A 21375-nucleotide genomic window follows, 5' to 3' on the forward strand; every position below is an offset into this window, starting at 1 on the left:
ACGGCCGCAGGCCTTTCCCACCAGCGGTGCGGTCATGGTGGAAAATCGCGACGCGAGTTTTCCACCCTACAAGAGCCATAGGCCGGCCCCTCAGACCAGGCGGGCGTCCAGGCTGTTCTGCGCCAGGCGCTCGGCCTGCTCGCAGGTCATGCCGAGGCTCTCCTGCAGGGCCACGAAGTTCTCTGTGACATAGCCGCCGAAGTAGGCCGGATCGTCGGAGTTCACCGTCACCTTCACGCCCATCTCCAGCAGCCTGAGGATATTGTGCTCGGCCATGTCCTTGAACACGCGAAGCTTGACGTTGGACAGCGGGCAGACGGTGAGCGGGATCTGCTCGTCGATCAGCCGCTCCAGCAGCCTCGGGTCCTCCGCGGCGCGCACGCCGTGGTCGATGCGCTTGACCTTGAGCAGGTCGAGGGCTTCCCAGATGTACTCCGGCGGGCCTTCCTCGCCGGCATGGGCGACGGTGGCGAAGCCCTCGGCGCGGGCGCGCTCGAACACCTGGCGGAACTTGCGCGGCGGATGGCCAACCTCCGAGCTGTCCAGGCCCACGGCGATGAAGGCGTGGCGGAAGGGCAGGGCCTGGTCGAGGGTCTTGTGCGCCTCCTCCTCGGAAAGGTGACGCAGGAAGCTGAGGATCAGCCCGCTGCTGATGCCGAGCTGCCGGCGGCCGTCCTCCAGCGCCTGGCCGATACCGCTCAGCACCGTCTCGAAGGAGATGCCGCGGTCGGTGTGGGTCTGCGGATCGAAGAAGGGTTCGGTATGGACGACGTTCTGTTCCTTGCACCTCTGCAGGTAGGCCCAGGTCAGGTCGTAAAAGTCCTGCTCGGTGCGCAGCACGTTGGCGCCCTGGTAGTAGAGGTCGAGGAATTCCTGCAGGTTGTGGAAGGCATAGGCCTTGCGCAGGCTTTCCACGTCGGGCCAGGGCAGGGCGATCTTGTTGCGTTCGGCGAGGGCGAACAGCAGTTCCGGCTCCAGCGAGCCTTCCAGATGCAGATGCAGTTCGGCTTTGGGCAGGGCATTGAGCCAGGCGTACATGGGGGCGGCCTCTTGTCGTCGTGGGCAAGGCGGGCAGGGCACTTGGAACGGCCCTGCGCTCTATGTCTAGCTTGCCTCTTGTCGCCGCGCCCTGCCACTGCCGCGAGGGCAGTGGGCGCGGTCGCGACGCTCCGACGAAGGCGATCCTGATGCCTGGCGCACAGGTCGTTGGTGAAGCAGCGCACGGATGGCACCGAGTGGCCGGGGGCCACCGGGTGCCTTTGCAGGGAGTGGAGGGGCCTCAGCCGGCCTTCTTCAGCGCCGCCTTGTCCGCTTCGCTGCGCGGGATGCGGCTCTCCGGGGACGGCTTGATCGCCCGGCTGCTCTCGCCGCCGACCGATACCGGGATCTCGCCGAGCACCGTGGTGCGGCGCACGATGCGCCGGGCGCTGCCGTAGTCGTCGACGGCGATGTGCTGGGTGGCGCGGTTGTCCCACAGCGCCACGTCGCCTTCGCTCCAGCGCCAGCGCACGATGTTCTCCAGCCTGACGGTATGCGCCTGGAACAGGTCCAGCAACGCCCGCGAATCGCGCGAGTTGAGGCCGACGATCTTCTGCGCGAAGTGGCCGAGCACCAGTGCCTTCTCGCCGGTTTCCGGATGCACGCGCACCAGCGGGTGCTCGCTTTCGTACACGGTGGAGGTGAACTGCTCGCGGAAGCGCTTGTTGGCCGCCACCTCGATCTGCTTGGGCGCGGCGTAGTCGTAGTCGTTGGTGTGGCGTACCCACAGGCTGTCGGCCAGCCGCTGCAGCGGCTCGGGCAGGTCCTGGTAGGCGCTGACGGCGTTGGCGAACACGGTGTCGCCGCCCGCCTCGGGGATCACCTCGCCACGCAGGATGGTGATCTTCGGGTAGTCGACGACGAAGGTGATGTCGCTGTGCCAGGAATTGGCCCGCGAGCGCTCGGAGTCCACATCGAGGATACCGGCGGTGTTTTCCGCGGTATGCACGGTCGGATGCACCACCAGCTCGCCGAAGCGGCGGCCGAAGGCTTCCTGTTCGGCGTCGGTCAGGTGCTGGTTGCGCAGGAACAGCACCTTGTGCTCGAGCACGGCCTGCTGCAGCTCGGCGAATTGCGCATCGTCCAGATCGGTCAGGCGCACGCCGCTGACGATGGCGCCGATGCGGCCGGTGACGGGGCGGATATCCAGGGACATGGGATTTTCTCCTGTGGGGCTGCCGCGGCTCCTTGCCGCGGGCGAATGGTTGAGTCTGCGCGGCGCGTCGCCAGCGGCAGATCGTTCGGCGGACGGTGGCCGCGCCGCTCTCGTCCAAGGCAGGAGCAGAAAGCGTGCCAGTGCTCGAAATCCTGTTATTTCGCGGCTTTTGACCGCTTTATGGCCGCAGGGCTGTTGGATTTCGCGCAGCTTGCGCAGAAGGCTGGCGCTTATCCGGCAGCGGGAACATGCATTCCGGCAGACGGCTTTATGTGAGTAATGGAATATACAAATCTAATTTGATTATTTTTAAATATATGCATTGGCCGCTAGAGTCCTGCCGCACCGATATATCTGTCCGCGAGGCCGTCCATGAACGCACCCGTCCTGACTCTGGCTCCCCACGAAAACAGTCGCATGGAGATCCGCGCCAAGGCTCTGCTGTTCGCCGACGCGCGTTCGCAGCAGTTGCTGGCCCAGGCCGAGCTGGTCGCCGACAGCCCGGTACCGGTGCTGATCCAGGGCGAGACCGGCACCGGCAAGGAGTTGCTGGCCCGGCACCTGCACCAGCGCAGCGGGCGCAAGGGCCCCTTCGTCGCGGTGAACGGGGCGGCGATCAACGAGAGCCTGGCCGAGAGCGAGTTCTTCGGTCACGAGGCCGGCGCCTTCACCGGCGCCGTCGGCCGCCGCGAGGGCTGGTTCGAGGCGGCCAATGGCGGCACCCTGTTCCTCGACGAGATCGGCGACCTGCCGCTGGCGCTGCAGGTCAAGCTGCTGCGCGTGCTGCAGGAGCGCGAGGTGGTGCGGGTCGGCGGACGCAAGCCGATTCCCATCGACGTGCGGCTGATCACCGCGACCCACGTCGACCTGCAGTCGGCGATCGCCGCCGGGCGCTTTCGCGAGGACCTGTTCTACCGCCTGAACATCGTCACCCTGGCCATCCCGCCGCTGCGCGACCGGCCCGGCGACATCCTGCCGCTGGCCCGGCACTTCCTCGGCCAGTTCGCCCGCGAGCACGCCCGCGAGGAGCCGGCGCTGACGCCGGCCGCCGTCGAGTGCCTGCTCGGGCACAGCTGGCCGGGCAATATCCGCGAACTGGAGAACGTGCTGCTGTCCGCCGCGCTGATGGCCGGCGGCCAGCCGATCGGGGCCCGCCACCTGCAGCTGCGCCCGCGCAGCACGCCGCCGGCGGCGCCGGCCGAGGAGGCACCGGTCGATCCGCTCTGGCAGGGTATCCGCAAGCAGCTCGGCGAACTGCTCGACCGCGGCGACGACGGTCTGCTGGCGCGCTGGGAGTCGCTGCTCCTGGAAACCACCCTGCAGCGCCATCGCTACAACCAGGTGCACAGCGCCGACCGCCTCGGCATCAGCCGCCACGCCCTGCGCACCCTGCTGAAGCGCTACGACCTGCTGCCCGAGACGCGCGCACCGCGGGTCTGAGGTGTTCTCGGGGCAGCAGTAGGATGGATGGCCGAAGCCATCCACCATGGTGGACAAGCCTGCGGCGTTGTCCACCCTACGAAACTGCGGGGATGGATGTAGCAGTAGGGTGGATGGCCGAAGCCATCCACCATGGCGGACAAGCCTGCGGCGTTGTCCGCCGCTACGAAAGCGGCGGCTTTCAGGGCGCCGGGTTGGGCTGCTCGGTGTGGATGCGCTCGATGCCGGCCAGCAGCTCGTCGCTCGGCTTCAGCTCCAGGCTGGCGATGTTGCTGTCCAACTGCTCCAAGGTGGTCGCGCCGATGATGTTGCTGGTGAGGAACGGCCGGCTGGTGACGTAGGCCAGGGCCAGCTGCGCCGGATCGACGCCGTGCTCGCGGGCCAGGGCGATGTAGGCGCTGGCGGCGCGGCGCGCCTGCGGGTTGTTGTAGCGCTGGAAGCGCTCGAACAGGGTCAGCCGCGCCTTGGGCGGCTGTGCACCGTTCTCGTACTTGCCGGAGAGCAGGCCGAAGGCCAGCGGCGAGTAGGCGAGCAGGCCGACCTGTTCGCGGATGGCGATTTCCGCCAGGCCCACCTCGAAGCTGCGGTTGAGCAGGTTGTAGGGATTCTGGATCGACACCACCCGCGGCCAGCCGCGGGTCTCGGCCAGGTGCAGGAAGCGGTGCACGCCCCAGGGCGTCTCGTTGGACAGGCCGATATGGCGGATCTTGCCGTTCTTCACCAGGCCGTCCAGGACCTCCAGCGTCTCCTCGATCGGCGTGATGTGGGCGTCCGGGTCGTGCCGGTAGCCGAGCTGACCGAAGAAGTTGGTCTGCCGGTCCGGCCAGTGCAGCTGGTAGAGGTCGATGTAGTCGGTCTGCAGGCGCGCGAGGCTGGCGTCCACGGCGGCGGTCAGGTTGGCCCGGTCGAAGTGGTTGCGGCCGCCGCGGATGTGGCTGATGCCGTTGCCCGGGGGCGCCGCCTTGGTGGCGAGGATCCAGTCGCCGCGCCCGCCATGACGCTTGAAGTAGTTGCCGATGATGGTCTCGGTGGCCCCGGCGGTTTCCGCCTTCGGCGGCACCGGGTACATCTCGGCGGTATCGATGAAGTTGATCCCGGCCGCCTGGGCGCGGCGGATCTGCTCGAAGCCCTCGGCTTCGCTGTTCTGTTCGCCCCAGGTCATGCTGCCGAGCGCCAGCGCGCTGACCTGGAGATCGGTTCTGCCGAGTGGACGGTAAAGCATTGGAAATTCCCTTTGCTGAGCTGGGTGGAAGGGCAGAGTACCCCATGTGGCGGCCTGTCGCAGACAGGTAGGACCGGCGTTCGGCGGCGGGGCCGGGCGCCCCGCCGTCGGAATCACAGGAGACCTTCGGTGGCCAGCGCCTGGCGGACCGCCGGGCGGGCGCGGAAGGCCGCGCCGATGCGGGCGATCTGCGCAAGGTCGCCGAAACGCTCGCCGAGGCGCGGCAGCCAACCGGCGAACACCCCGAGATAGGCGTCGGCGATGGTATAGCGCTCGCCCACCAGCCACTGCCGCCCGTTCAGCTGGCGTTCGATGTGCGCCAGCGCCTGATGCAGTTGCTCGGTAGCCTGGACGCGGATGCCCGGGTGCGCGCCCTCGTCGGCCGAGTAGCGCTCCGGACGGTTCAGCGGGCGGAAGCCGCCGACATGCACCTCCGAGGTCAGGTAGCCGATCCAGCTCTGGATCTGTGCGCGCTCTCTGCTCCCGGCCGGGGCGAACAGCCCGGCTTCCGGCCTGAGGTCGGCCAGGTAGGGCAGCAGTGCACTGTTCTCGGTGAGCACGCTGCCGTCGTCCAGCCGCAGCGCCGGCACCCTGCCCAAGGGGTTGACGGCGTGGATCGGCGAGTCGGGGGTGCGCAGGGCCACCGATTCGATGCGGATCGGCAGGTCGAGCTCGTGGATCAGGCTGTGGGCGGCCAGGGAGCAGGCGCCGGGGGCGATGTACAGAACGGTCATGCGATACCTCATGGGCAGGGGGCGCATATCCCCCAGTGGATGGAAGGAAGGGATCAGGCGGCCAGCACCGGCTCGCCGGCGATGGCGCGGGAGGGACGGCCGTCCGGGCCGACGGGGATGTCGCCGACCAGGGTGATGCGATAGAGCTGACGGGGCAGATCGGTGGCGTGGATATCCGTCGGCGGCTGGTGGGCGGTGACCCGGTTGTCCCAGAAGGCCAGCGAGCCGGGCCGCCACTTGAAGCGCACGCTGTATTCGGGACGGATCGCGTGCTCGAAGAGCAGCTCCAGCAACTGTTCGCTCTCGCGCGGGCTGAGGCCGACGATGCGCTTGAGGAAGGCCGGGCTGACGAACAGCGCCTTCTCGCCGGTCTCCGGATGCACCCGCACCAGCGGGTGTTCGCTGACCAGCGGCCTGGCCGCCAGCGGCTCGCTGAAGCCCGGCCGCGCCTCGGCGCCCTCCGGCGGGGTGAAGCGGTGCTCGCCGCGCAGGCCATGGACGAAGGCCCGCAAGGTCGGCGACAGGCCATTGTAGGCGGCCACCAGGTCGGTCCACTGGGTGTCGCCGCCATAGGGAGGGATGTCCACGCCGCGCAGGATCGCCGCCGCCGGCGGGTTGACCGCGGCGCTCACGTCGGTGTGCCAGCCGCTCCAGGGGCGCACCAGGCGCTCGTCGGTGAAGCGCGCCTTGAAGCGGTCGCGGCCGACCGAATAGATCTCCGGATAGCCCTCGACATGGCCGAATACCGGGTGGCCGACGGTCAGCTCGCCGAACTGTCGGCCGAACGCCACCTGCTGGGCGTGGTCGAGGTGCTGGTCGTGGAAGAACAGCACCTTCCAGCGCAGCAGGGCGGCGCGGATGGCTTCGCGCTGGGCGGAGGGCAACGGGCGCGACAGGTCGACCCCGTCGATCTGGGCGCCGATGTGCAGGGACAGCGGGGTGACGACGATCGCCTCGGCGGCGGGCAGCGCGGCCTGCTGCGAGCGGGCGGAAGACGGCATGGGCAACTCCTTGTGCGGATGAAACGCTGGGGCGGGCCGCGGCGGCCCGCCGGGACGGGGGATCAGCTCGCCGCGCGCTGGTCGCGCCCGGCGGCATGGCGGTTTTCCGGACGGGCCAGGCCCAGGTGCTCGCGCAGGGTGCTGCCGCGGTACTCCTCGCGGAACAGGCCGCGGCGGCGCAGTTCCGGCACCACCAGCTCGATGAACTCCTCCAGCCCGCCCGGCAGCCAGGGCGCCAGCACGTTGAAGCCGTCGGCCGCGCCCTGCTCGAACCAGCTCTGGATCTGATCGGCGATCTGCACCGGGGTGCCCACCACCGTCCAGTGGCCGCGGGCGCCGGCGATGCGCAGGTAGAGTTCGCGGATGGTCAGGTTCTCGCGGTGCGCCAGCTCGAGCAGCAGGGCCTGGCGGCTCTTGTTCTGGTTGGTGGCCGCCAGCTCGGGCAGCGGGCCGTCGACATCGAAGCCGGACAGGTCGCTGCCGATCAGCGCGCTGAGCAGGTTGACGCCGACCCGCGGGTCGATCAGCTCCTGCAGCTCGCGGTACTTGGCCTGGGCTTCGGCCTCGCTGCGGCCGACCACCGGGAAGATCCCCGGGAGGATCTTCAACTCCTCGGGCGCGCGTCCGTACTTGGCCAGGCGCCCTTTCACGTCGGCGTAGAAGGCCTGGGCGCTTTCCAGGGTCTGGTGCGCGGTGAAGATCGCCTCGGCGCTGCGCGCCGCGATCTCCCTGCCCGGCTCGGAGGAGCCGGCCTGCACCAGCACCGGGTAGCCCTGCGGCGGGCGCGCCACGTTCAGTGGACCGCGCACCCGGTAGTGCTCGCCCTGGTGGTTCAGCACATGCAGCTTGGCCGGATCGAAGAACTGGCCGCTGGCCTTGTCGCGGGCAAAGGCGTCGTCCTCCCAGCTGTCCCACAAACCCTGCGCCACGTCGAGGAACTCCTCGGCGCGCCGGTAGCGCTCGCCGTGTTCGGGCAGCTCGCTCTGGCTGAAGTTCAGCGCCTCGGCCGGCGCCGAGGAGGTCACCAGGTTCCAGCCGGCGCGTCCCCTGGAGATCCAGTCCAGCGAGGCGAACTTGCGCGCCAGGTGGTAGGGCTCGTTGTAGGTGGTGCTGACGGTGGCGATCAGGCCGATCCGCTCGGTCACCGCGGCCAGCGCCGAGAGCAGGGTGAAGGGTTCGAGGCGGGTGCCGCGGGCGGTCAGTGCCAGTTCCTCCAGGCCGCTGCCGCCATTGCCCGCGTTCACCGCCACCGAGTCGGAGACGAACAGCGCATCGAACTTGGCCGCCTCGGCCAGGCGGGCCACGCGCACGTATTCGCCGAAGTCGTGGTTGGCGTGCTCCGGCACGTCCGCGCGCCGCCAGGCAGCGATGTGATGGCCGGTCGGCAGGATGAAGGCATTCAGCGCAAGCTGGCGTTTGCTCATGGCGCATTTCCTTGGCAGGGAGTCGTGAAGAAGGCTTCCGGATAACGCCGGAAGGTCGCGAGGAGTGCCGAGGCAGAATGCATGCCAGCGTCTTGTCTCTTCGCCGCAGGCCGCGCCGGCTCTGGGCCGCAGGGAGTCGCCGGCGTTTGCGGCGGGCGCTTCGGCGAAAAAGGCGAACAGGCGCTGGGGGATTTTCAACACTTGGCCGCGGCGGCTGCGCCGTTTGCAACAGTTGCCGCGGCCGGACAGGGCGCCGATCCGGCCGGTTTCCCCGCGATAACGCCCCGCTGCGCCGCGCCATGCGCGGACCGCGCCCGGCGCCGCATGCGCCTGGGCACAGCGCTTGCTCCGTGGGATTCGGGCAGTCGCCCTGCGCACCGCCAAGTCTTCCAAGCCGAATAAGGAAATCCGCGATGAAAAAGAACCATCCCTTGGCCTCCCTGCTGCCCGGATTGCTGAGTGCAGCCCTGCTGCTGGCGCCGCTTCCGCTCAGCGCCGCCGAGTCCGTGACCATCCGCTTCGGCGTCGCCCAGGTCGGCAAGGGCGGCGTGCCCTTTTCCAGCGGCGGGGTGGCCGGTCTCGCCGACCAGCGCAAGGCTATCCAGCAGGAACTGGAGGGCAGCGACGTGCGGGTGGAGTGGTTCTACTTCAAGGGCGCGGGACCGGCGGTCAACGAGGCGCTGGCCAACCGGCAGCTGGATTTCGCCGTGCAGGGCGACCTGCCGGCGGTGGTCGCCAAGGCCGGCGGCCTGGACACCCGGCTGATCACTGCCGACAACCTGCTCACCTCCACCTACCTGGTGGTGCCGGCCGATTCTCCGGCCAGGAGCCTCGCCGACCTCAAGGGCAAGCGCGTGGCGCTCTTCAAGGGCACCAACCTGCACTTGGCGATCCTGCGCGCGCTGAAGCAGCAGGGCCTCGGCGAGCGCGACTTCCGCACCCTCAACATGGATTTCGCCACCATGGCCGCCGCGCTGACCTCGAAGAACATCGACGGCGCCTGGTTCGATGCGCGGGCCTTCGATCTGCAGGCTTCCGGCGTCGGCCGGATTCTCTACGACACCCGCGCCGTCGATCCGCGGCTGACCCGCCAGGGCCATGTGCTGGTACGCGGCGAGTTCGAGCGCGAGCATCCCGAGCTGGTGCAGAAGGTGGTGACCGCGCTGGTCAAGACCGCGGCCTGGGCCTCGGACCCGGCCAACCGGGAAGCGGTGCTCGCGCTCTGGGCCAACTCCGGCACACCGGTCGAGGCGCTGCGCGCCGAGCAGGAGGGGCAGTCGTTCCAGCGCCGCTATTCGCCGCTGCTGGACGAGTTCTTCGTCGAGCGCTACCGCACCACGGTGCAGGAATCCAGGGAGCTCGGCCTGATCCGCGGCGACGTCGACGTGGCCCGGTGGATCGAGCCGAAGTACGTCCAGGCCGCCATCGAGCAGCTCGACCTGCAGAAGCTGTGGCCGGCCCACGATGCCGGCAACCGCCCCGTCGTCCGCTGAGCCCCGTTCCGGCGAGGACGGCCGTGCCTTCGCCGGCTTCCGGCGGCTTCGGGACCGGACGCCGGCGAATGATCGTCCCCATCCCGCCGCCGATGCAGCGCAATGACCATGGGCCGCGCCGAATGCGCCTATGGTTAATGGCGCGAGCGCTCTGTCTCCAGCATTGGCAATGCGCCATGGCCGAGTCATATGCCTGCGGGCGGGAGAGCGAGATGACTTTCATTGCGACAGTCAGCATGGGGGATTGCACGATACTGGCCGCCGATCGCGCGACCTTCTATGTCGGTGCCGGCATTTCCATTCCGTCGGCGCATCTGGAGCGGAAGATCGCCGGGAACCGGCATGGCTATATCACGGCCGCCGGCTTCGTCGAGCTCATCCGGCCGGTGAAGGAGCGCTTCGTGGCGGAAGCGCCCGGGAGCCTGGAGGCGGTGATGCGGCTCATCGCGGACGAGCAGGAGCGCTTCAGGCGGCGGAATTATTTGAAGGCGGTGGTCGAGTCCCGGGTGAAAAGCTGCTCATGGACGCTAACCCTTGCCGACGGAGAAAAATCCGTCCTGGCGGCCGTATACGATTATGCGGGCGATGGATTGCTCGCCCTTGCCAAGGGGCATTCGATATTCAACTACCCGTCCGATGTGGCCGAGCATGAAAAACGGCATGTCGAATCCATGGCGGCCGAATTCAGCTTCGGATGCAGGGGTGAAGGCGCATCTCTTCAGGATATTCGCCATAACATGTCCCAGATCCTGTCGATTGCCGGATACCTGAGAGGACGTGGTCGCTGTCTGACGTCCCAGATCGACTTTGCCGTGCATGCCGTCGGCTGGCGGAGGGAAGTCGACTCCGGCCAGTTTCTGGAAAAAGGCCTGTCGTTGCGCTGAGCGAACGCTTCGTGCCCGGATAGCGAGGCTGCAAGGCACGACAGGCCTTGCAAGCGGCGCGGTCAGAACAGCGAGAGCGGGTACTGGACGATCAGCCGGTTGTCGTCGAACTTGTTGTTGGCTCCCCAGTCGCGGCGGATGGTCGAATTTCGCCAGCGCAGGCTCAGGGCCTTCAGCGGGCCGCTCTGCACCACGTAGCTGAGCTGGGTCTCGCGGTTCCATTCCTCGCCGTCGTCGATGGCGCCGGCGTGCACGTTGGTGCCCTTGATATAGCGGGTCATCAGGGTCAGCCCGGGAATGCCGAGGGCGGCGAAGTCGTAGTCGTAGCGCACCTGCCAGGAGCGCTCGCGGGCGTTGTCGAAGCTGCCGTTGTAGCTGTCGTTGGCCGCCGTGCCGCCGCTGGTGCCGTTGACCCGCAGCCACTTGTCGTCGCCCGTGACCCGCTGCAGGCCGAGGTAGAAGACGTGCGCGCCATGCTTGAGGGAGAACAGCCCGGAGAGCAGCGTGTTGTCGAGCTCGCCGGCCTGGGCGCTGCCGTCCTCCTCGCCGTCGAAGTAGCCGATATTGGCGCCGAGCGCCCAGTCCTTGCCCAGCGGCTGGGTGTGGGTGAGCTGGAAGTAGCGCTGCTTGTAGATGTCCTCCAGCTGGCCGAACCAGGCGCCGACCAGCGTGCGGTTGTCGTTGAAGGCGTATTCGGCGCCGGCGAAGCTGAAGCGGTCGGAGGTGACGCTGGAATTGCCGACCCAGCTCATGTCATTGAGGCTGCTGTCGTCGCGCGGGCTGTTGCCGCGAAAGCGTCCGCCGTAGACCGTCAGGTTCCTGATCTCCTTCGAGGTGAGCATGCCGCCCTGGAAGGTCTGCGGCAGCGAGCGGCCGTCGTCGGAACGCAGGATCGGCAGCGCCGGCGACCACTCGCCGGCCTTCGCCTCGGTTTTCGAGAAGCGCAGCTTGCCGGCCACCGCCAGACGGCCGAACTGGTCGGCCGGGTCGCCGTCCTTGCCGACTGGCAAGAGTTGGGTGCCGCCGGTGCCCTGGCCGCCGTCGAGCTTGACCGACCAGAGGCCGAGCACGTCGAGGCCGAAGCCGACCGGACCTTCGGTGTAGCCGGACTGCAGGTCGAGGATGAAGCTCTGGGTCCATTCCTCGGCCTTGCTGCGGGTGGCGCCGTCGTCGACGAAGTTGCGGTGGATGTAGAAGTTGCGCAGGGTCAGGGTGCCCTTGGCGTCGTCGACGAAGGCCGCCTGGGCAGTGGGCAGGAAGCCCGCCAGAAGCAGGGGCAGAACAAGCGTACGGGGGCAATCCAGCAGCGAGGGTCTATTGCTGTTTTTCATTATTGTTGTCCTGGCAATCGATAAAGATCGGGCGGCATCCGACGCCGCCGCCATGGGGTGAAAGGGGGGGTATCGGTCGCTGCCGGCACTGGCCGGCCGGAGCGAACCGCTTGGGGGAGTTGTCTTGGGGTTGACAGCCGACCGGCGTGGCGACCGTGGCGGGACTGGCGATCCCGACTCGCCGAGCGAGCCGGGATCGCCTCCCCGCCCGCTCAGACCACCAGCGAGAGCAGCAGGATAAACACCAGGCCGACCACGGAGAGCAGGGTCTCCATCGCGGTCCAGGTCTTGAAGGTTTCGCTGACGCTCATGTTGAAGTACTGCTTGACCATCCAGAAGCCGGCGTCGTTGACGTGCGAGAGGATCAGCGAGCCGGCCCCGGTGGCGAGCACCAGCAGCTCCCGGTTGACCCCCGGCATCATCTCGATCACCGGCACCACGATGCCGGCGCCAGTGATGGTGGCGACCGTGGCCGAGCCGGTGGCGATGCGGATCAGCGCGGCGACCAGCCAGGCCAGCAGGATCGGCGAGACCTGGGCGTTCACCGCCATCTGGCCGATCACGTTGCCCACTCCGCTGGTCACCAGCATCTGTTTGAAGCCGCCGCCGGCGCCGATGATCATGACGATGGCGGCGGTCGGCGCCAGGCTCTCCTCGAGCAGCTTGAACACCCGCTTGGGCGCGAAGCCGCGGGCGTAGCCGAAGGTGTACAGCGACAGCAGCAGGGCCAGCAGCAGGGCGCTGATCGGGTGGCCGATCAGGTCCATCCAGGCGCGGACGATGTGCCCCTCGGCCAGGGCCACGTCGGCGAAGGTCTTCAGCAGCATCAGGAACACCGGCAGCAGCACGGTGACCAGGGTCACGGAAAAGCTCGGCAGGTTGCCGGCCTCGGACTCGTGGGCGAGCTGCTCCATCAGCTCGGGCGAGGGGGTGCCGGGCACCCGGCGGGCGATGAAGGAGGCGAACAGCGGGCCGGCGATGATGGCGGTCGGCAGGGCGACGATCAGGCCGTAGAGGATGGTCTTGCCGATGTCGGCGCCGAACACGCCGATGGCCAGCAGCGGGCCGGGGTGCGGCGGCACCAGGCCGTGGACCGCGGAGAGGCCGGCGAGCAGGGGGATGCCGATCCGGATCAGCGAGACCCCGGTGCGCCGGGCGACGATGAACACCAGGGGGATCAGCAGGACGAAGCCGATCTCGAAGAACAGCGGGATGCCGACCAGGAAGGCGGCGAACATCATCGACCACTGCACGCGTTCCTTGCCGAAGGCCTGGATCAGGGTGCGGGCGATCTGATCGGCGCCGCCGGACTCGGCCATCATCTTGCCGAGCATGGTGCCCAGGGCGAGGATGATGCCGACGAAGCCGAGGACGCCGCCGAAGCCGTCCTGGAAGGCCTTGATGACCTGGTCCACCGGCATGCCGGAGGTCAGGCCGAGGAACAGGGCGGAGATGATCAGGGCGAGGAAGGGGTGCAGCTTGAAGCGGGTGATCAGGACGATCAGGCCGACGATGGCGATCAGCGCATCGAGCAGCAGCAGGGTGGTGTGGGACAGGCCCGGCATGGGAGTTCTCCTATTTGTCGTTGTTTTGGATGGAGCAATACGAGACAGCGCTATCTTTGCGGATTAAAAAAATATGGCCTTGATCAGTCCGGCCGATGCCGGCGCCACCAGTCAGCGGCGGCCGTGGCCAGTTGCCGTATGTCTTCGCGCGCGGCGTCCAGGACCAGGGTCAGGGGTTCGCCCTGCGGCGGCTCGAGGGTGGCGAACTGGCTGTCGATCATGCTGGCCGGCATGAAGTGGCCGGGGCGCTCGGCGACCCGGCGGGCGGCGACGGCGGGGCTCAGTTCGAGGTACACGAAGCCGAGCCCGGGCACGGCGCTGCGCAGGCGTTCCCGGTAGCTGCGCTTGAGCGCCGAGCAGGACAGCACCGGACGCCGTCCGGCGGCGATGGCGTGGCGCAGCTCGTCGCACAGGATGCCGAGCCAGCCGTCGCGGTCCTCGTCGGTCAGCGGGATGCCGGCGCTCATCTTGCGGATGTTTTCCGGTGGGTGGAAGGCGTCGCCCTCGATGGGCATGGCGCCGTTGAACTGGCAGAGCGCATGGCCGACGCTGGACTTGCCGCAGCCGGCGACGCCCATGATCACCAGGGCATGGATGGGTGGAAGCATAAGGCACCTCAGCAGAAAGACAGCGCTATCTTTGAGAAATTGAGAAAAGTCGCAAGATAAAACCGTTACCGCTTTGTTGTCGTTAACATTGGGTGGGCCGGATTTAGCGGTCTACAGGCAATGACGCTGCACTTCAAGAGTACATGAGTCCTGCAAACGCCCTAAAGACAGCGCTATCTTAGGATTGGTCTTTTCGTTTGACAAGTAGCCAGCCACATCCCCCCGAAGCGAGGCGTTGGTTCGGGTACTTCCCCATACACCGGAGCGGATTCGAAAAAACTCGTCGGGTTTATAGAGATCACTGCGGAAAACCATGCACAGAGGTCCCATCACAGTCCCGCGCAGGCGAGGGCATGACCGTCAGCTGTGGCATTTCCCGCAGCCTGCGGCACCTTCTGCCGGGATTCCCGCAGCACCGTCCGTGACAGCCGCATGCCGGCGAGCCGATCCGGCAGGCGCGCACGGGCGGGCGAGGGCATGGCAGGGCCTGCGCAGCGTCCAGGCCGGCTGGTTATGTCTTTTCTGCATCATGATCTGGAAAAAATAGAAGCGGTTGGCATAACCCCTGCAACACCGGCCTTCACCCGCCAGGACTGCACGGGGCAGTCCGGCATCCGGCTACAGGACGCCAACCCATGAAACGCACGCTGCTCCTTCCCCTCATCGCCGCGCTCGCCGGCACCTGGCTGGGCACCGCCCCGGCCGGCGCCGCGGACAATCCGCAGGTGATCCGCTTCGGCCTGGCCACCGTCGGCAAGGGCGGCATCCCCTTCGCTTCCTCCAGCGTCACCAGCCTGGCCCACCAGCGCCAAGCCATCGAGAAGGAACTGGAGACCGACGGCATCAAGGTCGAGTGGACCTATTTCAAGGGCGCCGGTCCCGCGGTCAACGAGGCGCTGGCCAACAAGCAGCTGGACTTCGCCTGGCAGGGCGACCTGCCGGCGGTGATCGCCAAGGCCGGCGGCCTCAATACCAAATTGATCGCCGCCGACGGCCTGCTCGCCTCCAACTACCTGGTGGTGCCGGTCGACTCGCCGGCCAGGACCCTGGAGGATCTCAAGGGCAAGAAGGTGGCGCAGTTCAAGGGCACCAACCTGCAACTGGCCACCGCGCGCACCCTCAAGCGCGCAGGCCTGCAGGACCGCGACTTCCGCACCATCAACATGGACTTCCCCACCGCCGCGGCGGCGCTGGCCTCCAGGGACATCGACGGCGCCTGGCTGTCGTCCACCGCCTTCGAACTGCAGAAGAACGGGGTCGGCCGGATCATCTACGACACCCGCGCGGTGGACGCCCGCCTGACTCGCCAGACTCACGTGTTGGTGGACGGCGACTTCGAGCGGCAGCATCCGCAGATCGTGCAGAAGGTGGTCGACGGCTTGGTGAAGACCGCCGCCTGGGTGTCGGCGCCGGAGAACGATAACGCGGCGTTCGAGCTGTGGGCCAAGTCCGGCACCCCGGTCGACTCGCTGCGTGCCGAGCAGGGCGAGCTGAGCCTGAAGCGCCGCTACTCGCCGCGCCTCGACGAGTTCTTCGTCGACCGCTATCGCGCCACGGTGCGCGAGTCCCGCGAGCTGGGCCTGCTGCGCGGCGATGTCGACGTCGACGGCTGGATCGAGCCCAGGTACGTGAACGCCGCCATCGACCGGCTCGGCCTGCAGACGCTGTGGCCGGCCTACGATGCCGACAACCGCCCGCAGGCCCGGTGAGGTGCCCATGACCCGGACTGCCCCCGGCCTGGCCGATACGCGTGCCCTGGCGGCCTTCATCCTGCTGGCCAGCCTGTCGGGGATCGGCGTGGGCCTGGCCAAGGTCAACTTCGCGCTCTATGCCCTCAGCCTGGAGGCCTCGCCGCTGGAGCTGGGCCTGGTGGCAGGGGCGCAGACCGCCGGCCTGCTGCTCGCCAGCCTGCCGTGCGGGATGCTGGTCGAGCAGTTCGGCCCGCTGCGCCTGTACCTGTTCGGCAGCCTGGCGGCCGGCGGCCTGTTCCAGCTCCTGCCGCTGGTCGGCCAGCCGCTGCTCCTGCTGTTGCCGACCTTGCTGATCGGGCTGTGCATGCCGTGCCGGCTGGTCTCGCTCAACGCGGTGTTCATGCAGCAGCTGGCCCAGGTCGGCGAGGCGCGCGCCGGCTGGTTCCGCGGCTCGCAGATGATCGGCATGCTGCTGCTCGCACCGCCTCTGGCGGCGCTGTTCGCCGGCTGGCTGGGGGCGGGCGGCAGCTGGCTGCCGATCGGCCTGCTGTTCGCCATCCCGGTGCTGCTGGCACCGCGGGTGCTGCACATCTACCCGACCCGCCAGCAGAGCGCCGAACCGCTGAGCCTGGCCGCGCTGGGCCGCCAGCTCGGGGTTCTGCGCGAGCAGCCGACGCTGCGCGACAACTGCCTGCTGGAGTTCTGCGTGCAGGCGGCGGCGATGTTCTTTTCCTGGTTCATCGTCGCCATCACCGTGCAGGACTACGGCTGGTCGGCCGGTGAGGCCGCCGCGCTGCTCAGCACCCACGGGCTGGCCTACATCTTCGCGCTGTTCGGCCTCGGCCGGCTGCTCGGCGGCAGCGGCCAGGCCGGTTTCGCCGCCAGCCTGCTGCTCTGCGTCGTCGCCCTGGCGAGCCTCGGCCTGAGCGGCCGGGCGCCGCTGCTGTGGGGCGGGGCGCTGCTGCTCGGCCTGGGCCTGGGCATGTTGCAGGTGGTCACCCTGTCTGCCTATGCCCGGCACGGCGCGCAGCTCGGCCACGGGCGGATCGCCGGCCTGGCGGTGCTGGCCGGGCCGGGCGGCAGCCTCGCCGGCAGTCTGCTCGGCGGCGCGCTCGGCGAGTGGTTCGGCCTGCAGCCGCTGTTCCTGCTCTTCGTTCCGCTGTTTCTCGGCTTTCTCTTGCGGCCCTCGCCGCAGCATCCGCAACCCGCGCTCTGCGCAAGGAGGATTTCCCGATGAGCACGATTCAGGCTTCGCATCCGTTCCACGCGTTCCACGCGTTCCCGACCCGCCCCTGGCCGGGGTTCGCCCGCGCCCTGCGCCGGGTCGGTGCCGGCGGCGCCGCACTGCTGCTGCCGGCGCTGCTGCTGGTCGTCTGGCAGATCGCCGTCGAGCGGCACTGGGTGTCGGCGCAGATCCTGCCGCCGCCGTCGCGGGTGCTGGAGACCTTCGGCGAGCTGTGGGCGAGCGGCGATCTGTGGTTCGAGCTGTCGATCAGCCTGCAGCGGGTGCTGATCGGCTCGCTCATCGGCGGCGCCTTCGGCCTGCTGCTCGGCCTCGCCATGGGCCTGTCGCGCCAGACCGAGGCCTATCTCATGCCGCTGTTCCAGGCGCTCAGCCAGGTGCCGGTGCTGGGCTGGATTCCGCTGTTGATGATGCTGGTCGGCATCGACGAGACGCTGAAATACCTGGTGATCGCCAAGGCGGTGCTGGTGCCGCTGACCCTCAACACCTTCTCCGGCATCCGCAGCATCCCGCCGAGCTACCTGGAGGTGGCCCGGGTGTACCGCCTCGGGCTGCTGCTGCGCCTGCGCCGGGTGATCCTGCCGGCGGCGCTGCCGAGCATTTTCACCGGGGTGCGCTTCGCCCTCACCAAGGGCTGGATCGCCCTGGTCACGGTGGAGCTGCTGGCCTCCAGCGAGGGCATCGGCTACCTGATGGTCGACGGCCGGCAGCTGTTCCAGCTCGATCTGGTGATCGTCGCCATGCTGGTGGTCGGGCTGGTCGGCCTGGTCCTCGACCAGGGGCTGGCGCTGATCGAAACCCGCCTGCAGCGCTGGCAGCGCCAGGCCTTCTGAAGGAGCGCGCGCATGTCCGAAGCAACCCGCAAACGGCCCGATCTGCGCGGCTGGGTGGTGCCGGGAGTCCTGCTGCTGCTCTGGTGGCTGGCCACCGCGCAGGACTGGGTGGATACCAAGCTGGTCGCCAGCCCCGTGGCGGTGCTGGAGACGGCCTGGCAGGCGGTGGCCAGCGGCGAGCTGTGGCGGAGCCTCGCCGCCAGCCTCGGCCGTAACCTGTCGGGCTTCGCCCTCGGCAGCCTGGCGGGCCTGGTCTTCGGCGGCCTGCTCGGGCTGTCGCGGCTGGCCGAGCGGCTGGTCGGGCCGACCTTCCACGCCCTGAAGCAGATCGCCCTGTTCGCCTGGATTCCGCTGCTCTCGGCCTGGTTCGGTTTCGGCGAGCCGGCCAAGGTAGCCTTCATCGCCCTGGCGGTGTTCTACCCGGTGGCGCTGAACAGCTTCGAGGGCATCCGCGCCACCCGCCACGAGCTGCTCGAGGTGGCCCGGGTGCTCGGCCTGACCCCGGCGCAGCGGCTGCTGCGCCTGGTGCTGCCGTCCGCCGCGCCGGCGATCTTCACCGGCCTGCACCTGGGGCTGATCTACGCCTGGCTGGCCACGCTCGGCGCCGAGTACTTCTTTTCCGCCGGGCCGGGGATCGGCAACACCATGATCGACGGCCGCGAGCATTTCGAGATGGACCAGGTGATCTACGGCCTGCTGGTGGTCGGTGCCGTCGGCCTGGTCCTCAATCGCCTGGCCGCCTGGATCGAGGCGCGCGCGCTGGCCTGGCGCGGCGGCGGGCGCTGAGTGCCGCTGGTGGGAAAGGCCGGTGGCCGTTTCCCACCCTACACAACGGACAGTCCTGGATTCACCGTTTTGCACTTCAACTGATGGGAGTTTTCGATGAGAGGGACCGGTTTTCTGAGTTTGCACGGCGTGGACAAGCGCTTTCCCTTGAAGGAGGGCGAGCTGCACGTTCTCGACGACATTTCCCTGGACATCCGTCAGGGCGAGTTCGTCAGCATCGTCGGCGGCAGCGGCTGCGGCAAATCCACCCTGTTGCGCCTGCTGGTCGGCCTGGAGGAGGCCAGCGGCGGCAGCCTGCGCCTGGACGGCGCACCGATCCACGGCACCGATCCGGCGCGCGGCATCGTCTTCCAGGATCACCGCCTGTACCCCTGGCTGACGGTGGAGGACAACGTGCTGCTGGCGCTGGCCAACTCGCCGCTGGACAAGGCCGAGCGCCTGGCCCGGGTCCACGCGCACCTGGAGCTGGTCGGCCTGAAACACTTCGCCAGGGCCTGGCCGGCGCAGCTCTCCGGCGGCATGAGCCAGCGCGTGGCGATCGCCCGCGGGCTGGTCAACCGGCCGAAGGTCCTGCTCCTCGACGAGCCCTTCGGCGCCCTCGATGCGCTGACCCGCGCCCAGTTGCAGGACGAGCTGGCGCGCATCTGGCAGACCGAGGGCATCACCACCGTGCTGGTCACCCACGACGTCGACGAGGCGGTGCTGCTCGGCGACCGGGTGGTGGTGATGGAGCCGCGCCCCGGACGCATCCGGCGCATCGTTCCGGTCGATCTGCCCCATCCGAGGAGGCGCGACGATCCGCGGCTCGCCGAGCTGCGCAGCGACATCCTGCAGGACTTCACCCGCCGCCAGGCCATCGCCTGACGCCGCGGGTTTCCTCCAAGCCGACACCTTCACGGGGGTCGGTCCGCGACAGCCCATTCGACGACGAAACGTTCTCCCGGCCGACCCGACCAATTGCACGCTTCCGGAGCTGAAGCATGAGAACGTCCATTCTGGCCATGGCCACGGTGGCGGGCGTCGTGGGTCTGCCATGCGCATCCGCCGCAGGTTTCATCGATGACAGCAAGGCCAGCCTCGGCCTGCGCAACTTCTACTTCAATCAGGATTACCGCAGCGGCGAGGCGGCGCCCTCGAAGGCGGAGGAGTGGGGGCAGGGTTTCATACTCAATTTCCGCTCCGGCTACACCCAGGGACCGGTCGGCGTCGGCCTCAATGCCATCGGCCTGCTCGGCGTCAAGCTGGATTCCGGCGGACGCACCGACAAGGCCGGGCGCAGCCGCAATCCCGGCCAGCTGTTCCCCCTCGACCACGACAACAGCGCGGTCGACCACTTCGGCTCTCTCGGCCTGACCGGCAAGCTGCGCATCTCCAGGACCGAGGCGCACATCGGCACCCTGCAGCCGCGCCTGCCGGTGGTGGTGTTCAACGACGGCCGCCTGCTGCCGCAGACCTTCGAGGGCGGGCAGATCACCTCCGCCGAGTTCGCCGACCTGACGCTGATCGGCGGCATGCTGGAGCACGCCAAGGGGCGCGCCTCCACCGACCGCCAGGCGCTCAGCGTGCCCGGCAACCGCACCCGGCGCAGCAACAAGTTCTACTACGGCGGCGCCGACTACCGAATCGGCAAGAACCTGCTGCTGCAGTACTACTACGCGACCCTGGAGGACTTCTACGAGCAGCACTTCGTCGGCCTGACCCATACCCTGGCGCTGCCGGTCGGCAGCCTGACCAGCGACCTGCGCTATTTCCACAGCGAGCCGGACGGCGACAACGCCAGCGCCGCCGGCCGCGCCGACGGCTACACCATCGGCGACGCGCGGCTGGCCAACGACCTGGAGAAGGGCGAGGTGGACAGCCGGCTGTGGAGCGCGCTGTTCACCTACCGCCTCGGCGGCCATGCGCTGGGCCTCGGCTACCAGCAGAACGAGGGCGACAGCGAGCTGCCCTATCTCAACCAGAGCGACGGCGCCACCAGCTACACCATCGCCACCCGCCAGATCGGCGGCTTCAGCTGCGCCGGCGAGCGCGTGCTGGGCGCGACCTACAGCTACGACTTCGCCGCACTCGGCCTTCCCGGCCTGAGCGCCCGGGTGATCTACAACAAGGCTTGGCACATCGACGTTGCCGGCCGTGCGCGCAGCGACCGGGAATGGGAGCGCGACCTGCGCCTCGACTACGTGCTGCAGAGCGGCCCGCTCAAGGGGCTGGGCATCGCCTGGGCCAACGCCTCGCTGCGCAGCCACGTGGCCAGCCAGCGCGACATCGACGAGAACCGGCTGATTGTCCTGTACAGCGTGCCGTTGTTCTGAGGGGAGAGGGCAGGGCGAGCGCCCGGCATCCGGGCGTTCCGGAGGGCGCGCCCGCGCGGGGGCGGGCACGCCTGGCGGCGGGGATCAGTCGTTCTCGCTCCAGAGGTACTGATCGATTTCCTGCATCAGGTAGGCGTTGTTCCTGATATTGCGTGCCTCCGCCTCGGCCTCTTCGCGGGTGTAGCCGTTCAGGGTGAAGCTGGTCCGGCCCGCCGGATGGGTCTCGTAGAACAGGCGCACGTCCAGCAGCCAGGTGTCGGCGCGGTGCCGGTCGGGCAGCAGGCGCAGATGCGCCTTCAGCTTTCGCTCGAGCGGGACGATCAGGTTGAACACTTCCGTCGATACAGGCGATGAATTCACCTCACCCATTTTTCTCCCCTTGTCACTGCAAAGCCGCTGCGCCTACGCCGGGCTTTCCGGTTCATGATGTTCTTCCGCCTGTGCCCGGGCCTGTCGTTGCCGTCCGACGAGCGGTTTGGCAACATCCCCGCAGCCTGCGGGCTGCCCTGGCGGGGGCGATTGGCGCATGGCCGACCGCTGATCGGGCCGCATTAGAGCAGATCGTCATCCGCCGTGATACCGCGTGCAACGCTCGGTTTTTTGCAACCGGTTTT

The 21375-nt window shown here is 68.4% G+C and carries 19 protein-coding genes; 9 read left to right on the forward strand and 10 right to left on the reverse strand.

The features are described from left to right. Window positions 1–90: 90 nt before the first annotated feature. The gene (locus GCU53_RS22115) at window positions 91–1038 is read right to left on the reverse strand and encodes an adenosine deaminase (protein WP_152389498.1); all 948 of its coding nucleotides are present in this window, start codon (window positions 1036–1038) and stop codon (window positions 91–93) included. Window positions 1039–1279: 241 nt separating this feature from the next. Beyond that, window positions 1280–2194 (reverse strand): TauD/TfdA dioxygenase family protein, encoded by a 915-nt coding sequence (locus tag GCU53_RS22120; protein ID WP_152389499.1) that lies wholly within the window; start codon window positions 2192–2194, stop codon window positions 1280–1282. A gap of 417 nt (window positions 2195–2611) precedes the next feature. On the opposite strand from GCU53_RS22120, the gene GCU53_RS22130 reads away from it, so the two are divergent. Continuing rightward, complete coding sequence (locus GCU53_RS22130) at window positions 2612–3634, forward strand: sigma-54 interaction domain-containing protein (RefSeq protein WP_152390019.1); 1023 nt, start codon at window positions 2612–2614, stop codon at window positions 3632–3634. Between the two features lie 181 nt (window positions 3635–3815). Here GCU53_RS22130 and GCU53_RS22135 read toward each other — a convergent pair whose 3' ends face one another. The 4 genes from GCU53_RS22135 to GCU53_RS22150 form a co-directional block, all read right to left on the reverse strand. Next, complete coding sequence (locus tag GCU53_RS22135; protein WP_152389501.1) at window positions 3816–4856, reverse strand: NADP(H)-dependent aldo-keto reductase; 1041 nt, start codon at window positions 4854–4856, stop codon at window positions 3816–3818. Between the two features lie 113 nt (window positions 4857–4969). Next, entirely contained in the window at window positions 4970–5590 is a 621-nt protein-coding gene (locus tag GCU53_RS22140; protein ID WP_152389502.1) for a glutathione S-transferase N-terminal domain-containing protein, read from the reverse strand. Between the two features lie 53 nt (window positions 5591–5643). Continuing rightward, window positions 5644–6591, reverse strand: coding sequence for a TauD/TfdA dioxygenase family protein (locus GCU53_RS22145; RefSeq protein WP_152389503.1), 948 nt, complete (start codon window positions 6589–6591; stop codon window positions 5644–5646). Between the two features lie 62 nt (window positions 6592–6653). Further along, window positions 6654–8015 carry an LLM class flavin-dependent oxidoreductase gene (locus tag GCU53_RS22150; RefSeq protein ID WP_152389504.1) on the reverse strand — a complete coding sequence of 454 codons (1362 nt, stop codon included), beginning with the start codon at window positions 8013–8015 and terminating at the stop codon, window positions 6654–6656. Between the two features lie 413 nt (window positions 8016–8428). Between GCU53_RS22150 and GCU53_RS22160 the strand changes: the two genes are divergently transcribed. Beyond that, window positions 8429–9508 (forward strand): ABC transporter substrate-binding protein, encoded by a 1080-nt coding sequence (locus GCU53_RS22160; RefSeq protein WP_152389505.1) that lies wholly within the window; start codon window positions 8429–8431, stop codon window positions 9506–9508. A 212-nt stretch (window positions 9509–9720) separates the two neighbouring features. After that, window positions 9721–10392 carry a hypothetical protein gene (locus GCU53_RS22165; protein ID WP_244306920.1) on the forward strand — a complete coding sequence of 224 codons (672 nt, stop codon included), beginning with the start codon at window positions 9721–9723 and terminating at the stop codon, window positions 10390–10392. A gap of 62 nt (window positions 10393–10454) precedes the next feature. Here GCU53_RS22165 and GCU53_RS22170 read toward each other — a convergent pair whose 3' ends face one another. The 3 genes from GCU53_RS22170 to GCU53_RS22185 all read right to left on the reverse strand — a co-directional run bounded on the left by GCU53_RS22170 (window position 10455) and on the right by GCU53_RS22185 (window position 13896). Further along, entirely contained in the window at window positions 10455–11723 is a 1269-nt protein-coding gene (locus GCU53_RS22170) for an OprD family porin (protein ID WP_152389506.1), read from the reverse strand. 212 nt (window positions 11724–11935) lie between these two features. Continuing rightward, the gene (locus GCU53_RS22180) at window positions 11936–13288 is read right to left on the reverse strand and encodes a GntP family permease (protein ID WP_152389507.1); all 1353 of its coding nucleotides are present in this window, start codon (window positions 13286–13288) and stop codon (window positions 11936–11938) included. Between the two features lie 83 nt (window positions 13289–13371). Continuing rightward, window positions 13372–13896 (reverse strand): gluconokinase, encoded by a 525-nt coding sequence (locus GCU53_RS22185; protein WP_152389508.1) that lies wholly within the window; start codon window positions 13894–13896, stop codon window positions 13372–13374. 635 nt (window positions 13897–14531) lie between these two features. Here GCU53_RS22185 and GCU53_RS22190 point away from each other — a divergent pair. From GCU53_RS22190 to GCU53_RS22215, 6 genes are all read left to right on the forward strand, one after another. Beyond that, a complete protein-coding gene (locus GCU53_RS22190) occupies window positions 14532–15605 on the forward strand; it encodes a PhnD/SsuA/transferrin family substrate-binding protein (RefSeq protein ID WP_152389509.1) in 1074 nt (357 codons plus the stop codon). Window positions 15606–15612: 7 nt separating this feature from the next. Then, window positions 15613–16824 carry an MFS transporter gene (locus tag GCU53_RS22195; protein ID WP_152389510.1) on the forward strand — a complete coding sequence of 404 codons (1212 nt, stop codon included), beginning with the start codon at window positions 15613–15615 and terminating at the stop codon, window positions 16822–16824. After that, window positions 16821–17663 carry an ABC transporter permease gene (locus GCU53_RS22200; RefSeq protein WP_152389511.1) on the forward strand — a complete coding sequence of 281 codons (843 nt, stop codon included), beginning with the start codon at window positions 16821–16823 and terminating at the stop codon, window positions 17661–17663. Before GCU53_RS22195 ends, GCU53_RS22200 begins: the two co-directional genes overlap by 4 nt. Before the next feature lie 12 nt (window positions 17664–17675). Next, the gene (locus tag GCU53_RS22205) at window positions 17676–18449 is read left to right on the forward strand and encodes an ABC transporter permease (RefSeq protein WP_152389512.1); all 774 of its coding nucleotides are present in this window, start codon (window positions 17676–17678) and stop codon (window positions 18447–18449) included. A 96-nt stretch (window positions 18450–18545) separates the two neighbouring features. Beyond that, window positions 18546–19313: an ABC transporter ATP-binding protein gene (locus GCU53_RS22210; protein WP_152389513.1), complete on the forward strand. Its 768-nt coding sequence runs from the start codon at window positions 18546–18548 to the stop codon at window positions 19311–19313. Between the two features lie 116 nt (window positions 19314–19429). Continuing rightward, entirely contained in the window at window positions 19430–20761 is a 1332-nt protein-coding gene (locus GCU53_RS22215; protein ID WP_152389514.1) for an OprD family porin, read from the forward strand. A gap of 84 nt (window positions 20762–20845) precedes the next feature. On the opposite strand, the gene GCU53_RS22220 is transcribed toward GCU53_RS22215, so the two are convergent. Further along, entirely contained in the window at window positions 20846–21130 is a 285-nt protein-coding gene (locus GCU53_RS22220; protein WP_152389515.1) for a hypothetical protein, read from the reverse strand. Window positions 21131–21375 lie beyond the last annotated feature (245 nt).

Source organism: Azotobacter salinestris (assembly GCF_009363155.1).
Lineage (GTDB): Bacteria > Pseudomonadota > Gammaproteobacteria > Pseudomonadales > Pseudomonadaceae > Azotobacter > Azotobacter salinestris.

Bases quoted from the DNA above. Each gene is read 5' to 3' on its own strand.
- GCU53_RS22115 (WP_152389498.1), bottom strand. From the start codon at position 1,038: ATGTACGCCTGGCTCAATGCCCTGCCCAAAGCCGAACTGCATCTGCAT.
- GCU53_RS22120 (WP_152389499.1), bottom strand. From the start codon at position 2,194: ATGTCCCTGGATATCCGCCCCGTCACCGGCCGCATCGGCGCCATCGTC.
- GCU53_RS22130 (WP_152390019.1), top strand. From the start codon at position 2,612: ATGGAGATCCGCGCCAAGGCTCTGCTGTTCGCCGACGCGCGTTCGCAG.
- GCU53_RS22135 (WP_152389501.1), bottom strand. From the start codon at position 4,856: ATGCTTTACCGTCCACTCGGCAGAACCGATCTCCAGGTCAGCGCGCTG.
- GCU53_RS22140 (WP_152389502.1), bottom strand. From the start codon at position 5,590: ATGACCGTTCTGTACATCGCCCCCGGCGCCTGCTCCCTGGCCGCCCAC.
- GCU53_RS22145 (WP_152389503.1), bottom strand. From the start codon at position 6,591: ATGCCGTCTTCCGCCCGCTCGCAGCAGGCCGCGCTGCCCGCCGCCGAG.
- GCU53_RS22150 (WP_152389504.1), bottom strand. From the start codon at position 8,015: ATGAGCAAACGCCAGCTTGCGCTGAATGCCTTCATCCTGCCGACCGGC.
- GCU53_RS22160 (WP_152389505.1), top strand. From the start codon at position 8,429: ATGAAAAAGAACCATCCCTTGGCCTCCCTGCTGCCCGGATTGCTGAGT.
- GCU53_RS22165 (WP_244306920.1), top strand. From the start codon at position 9,721: ATGACTTTCATTGCGACAGTCAGCATGGGGGATTGCACGATACTGGCC.
- GCU53_RS22170 (WP_152389506.1), bottom strand. From the start codon at position 11,723: ATGAAAAACAGCAATAGACCCTCGCTGCTGGATTGCCCCCGTACGCTT.
- GCU53_RS22180 (WP_152389507.1), bottom strand. From the start codon at position 13,288: ATGCCGGGCCTGTCCCACACCACCCTGCTGCTGCTCGATGCGCTGATC.
- GCU53_RS22185 (WP_152389508.1), bottom strand. From the start codon at position 13,896: ATGCTTCCACCCATCCATGCCCTGGTGATCATGGGCGTCGCCGGCTGC.
- GCU53_RS22190 (WP_152389509.1), top strand. From the start codon at position 14,532: ATGAAACGCACGCTGCTCCTTCCCCTCATCGCCGCGCTCGCCGGCACC.
- GCU53_RS22195 (WP_152389510.1), top strand. From the start codon at position 15,613: ATGACCCGGACTGCCCCCGGCCTGGCCGATACGCGTGCCCTGGCGGCC.
- GCU53_RS22200 (WP_152389511.1), top strand. From the start codon at position 16,821: ATGAGCACGATTCAGGCTTCGCATCCGTTCCACGCGTTCCACGCGTTC.
- GCU53_RS22205 (WP_152389512.1), top strand. From the start codon at position 17,676: ATGTCCGAAGCAACCCGCAAACGGCCCGATCTGCGCGGCTGGGTGGTG.
- GCU53_RS22210 (WP_152389513.1), top strand. From the start codon at position 18,546: ATGAGAGGGACCGGTTTTCTGAGTTTGCACGGCGTGGACAAGCGCTTT.
- GCU53_RS22215 (WP_152389514.1), top strand. From the start codon at position 19,430: ATGAGAACGTCCATTCTGGCCATGGCCACGGTGGCGGGCGTCGTGGGT.
- GCU53_RS22220 (WP_152389515.1), bottom strand. From the start codon at position 21,130: ATGGGTGAGGTGAATTCATCGCCTGTATCGACGGAAGTGTTCAACCTG.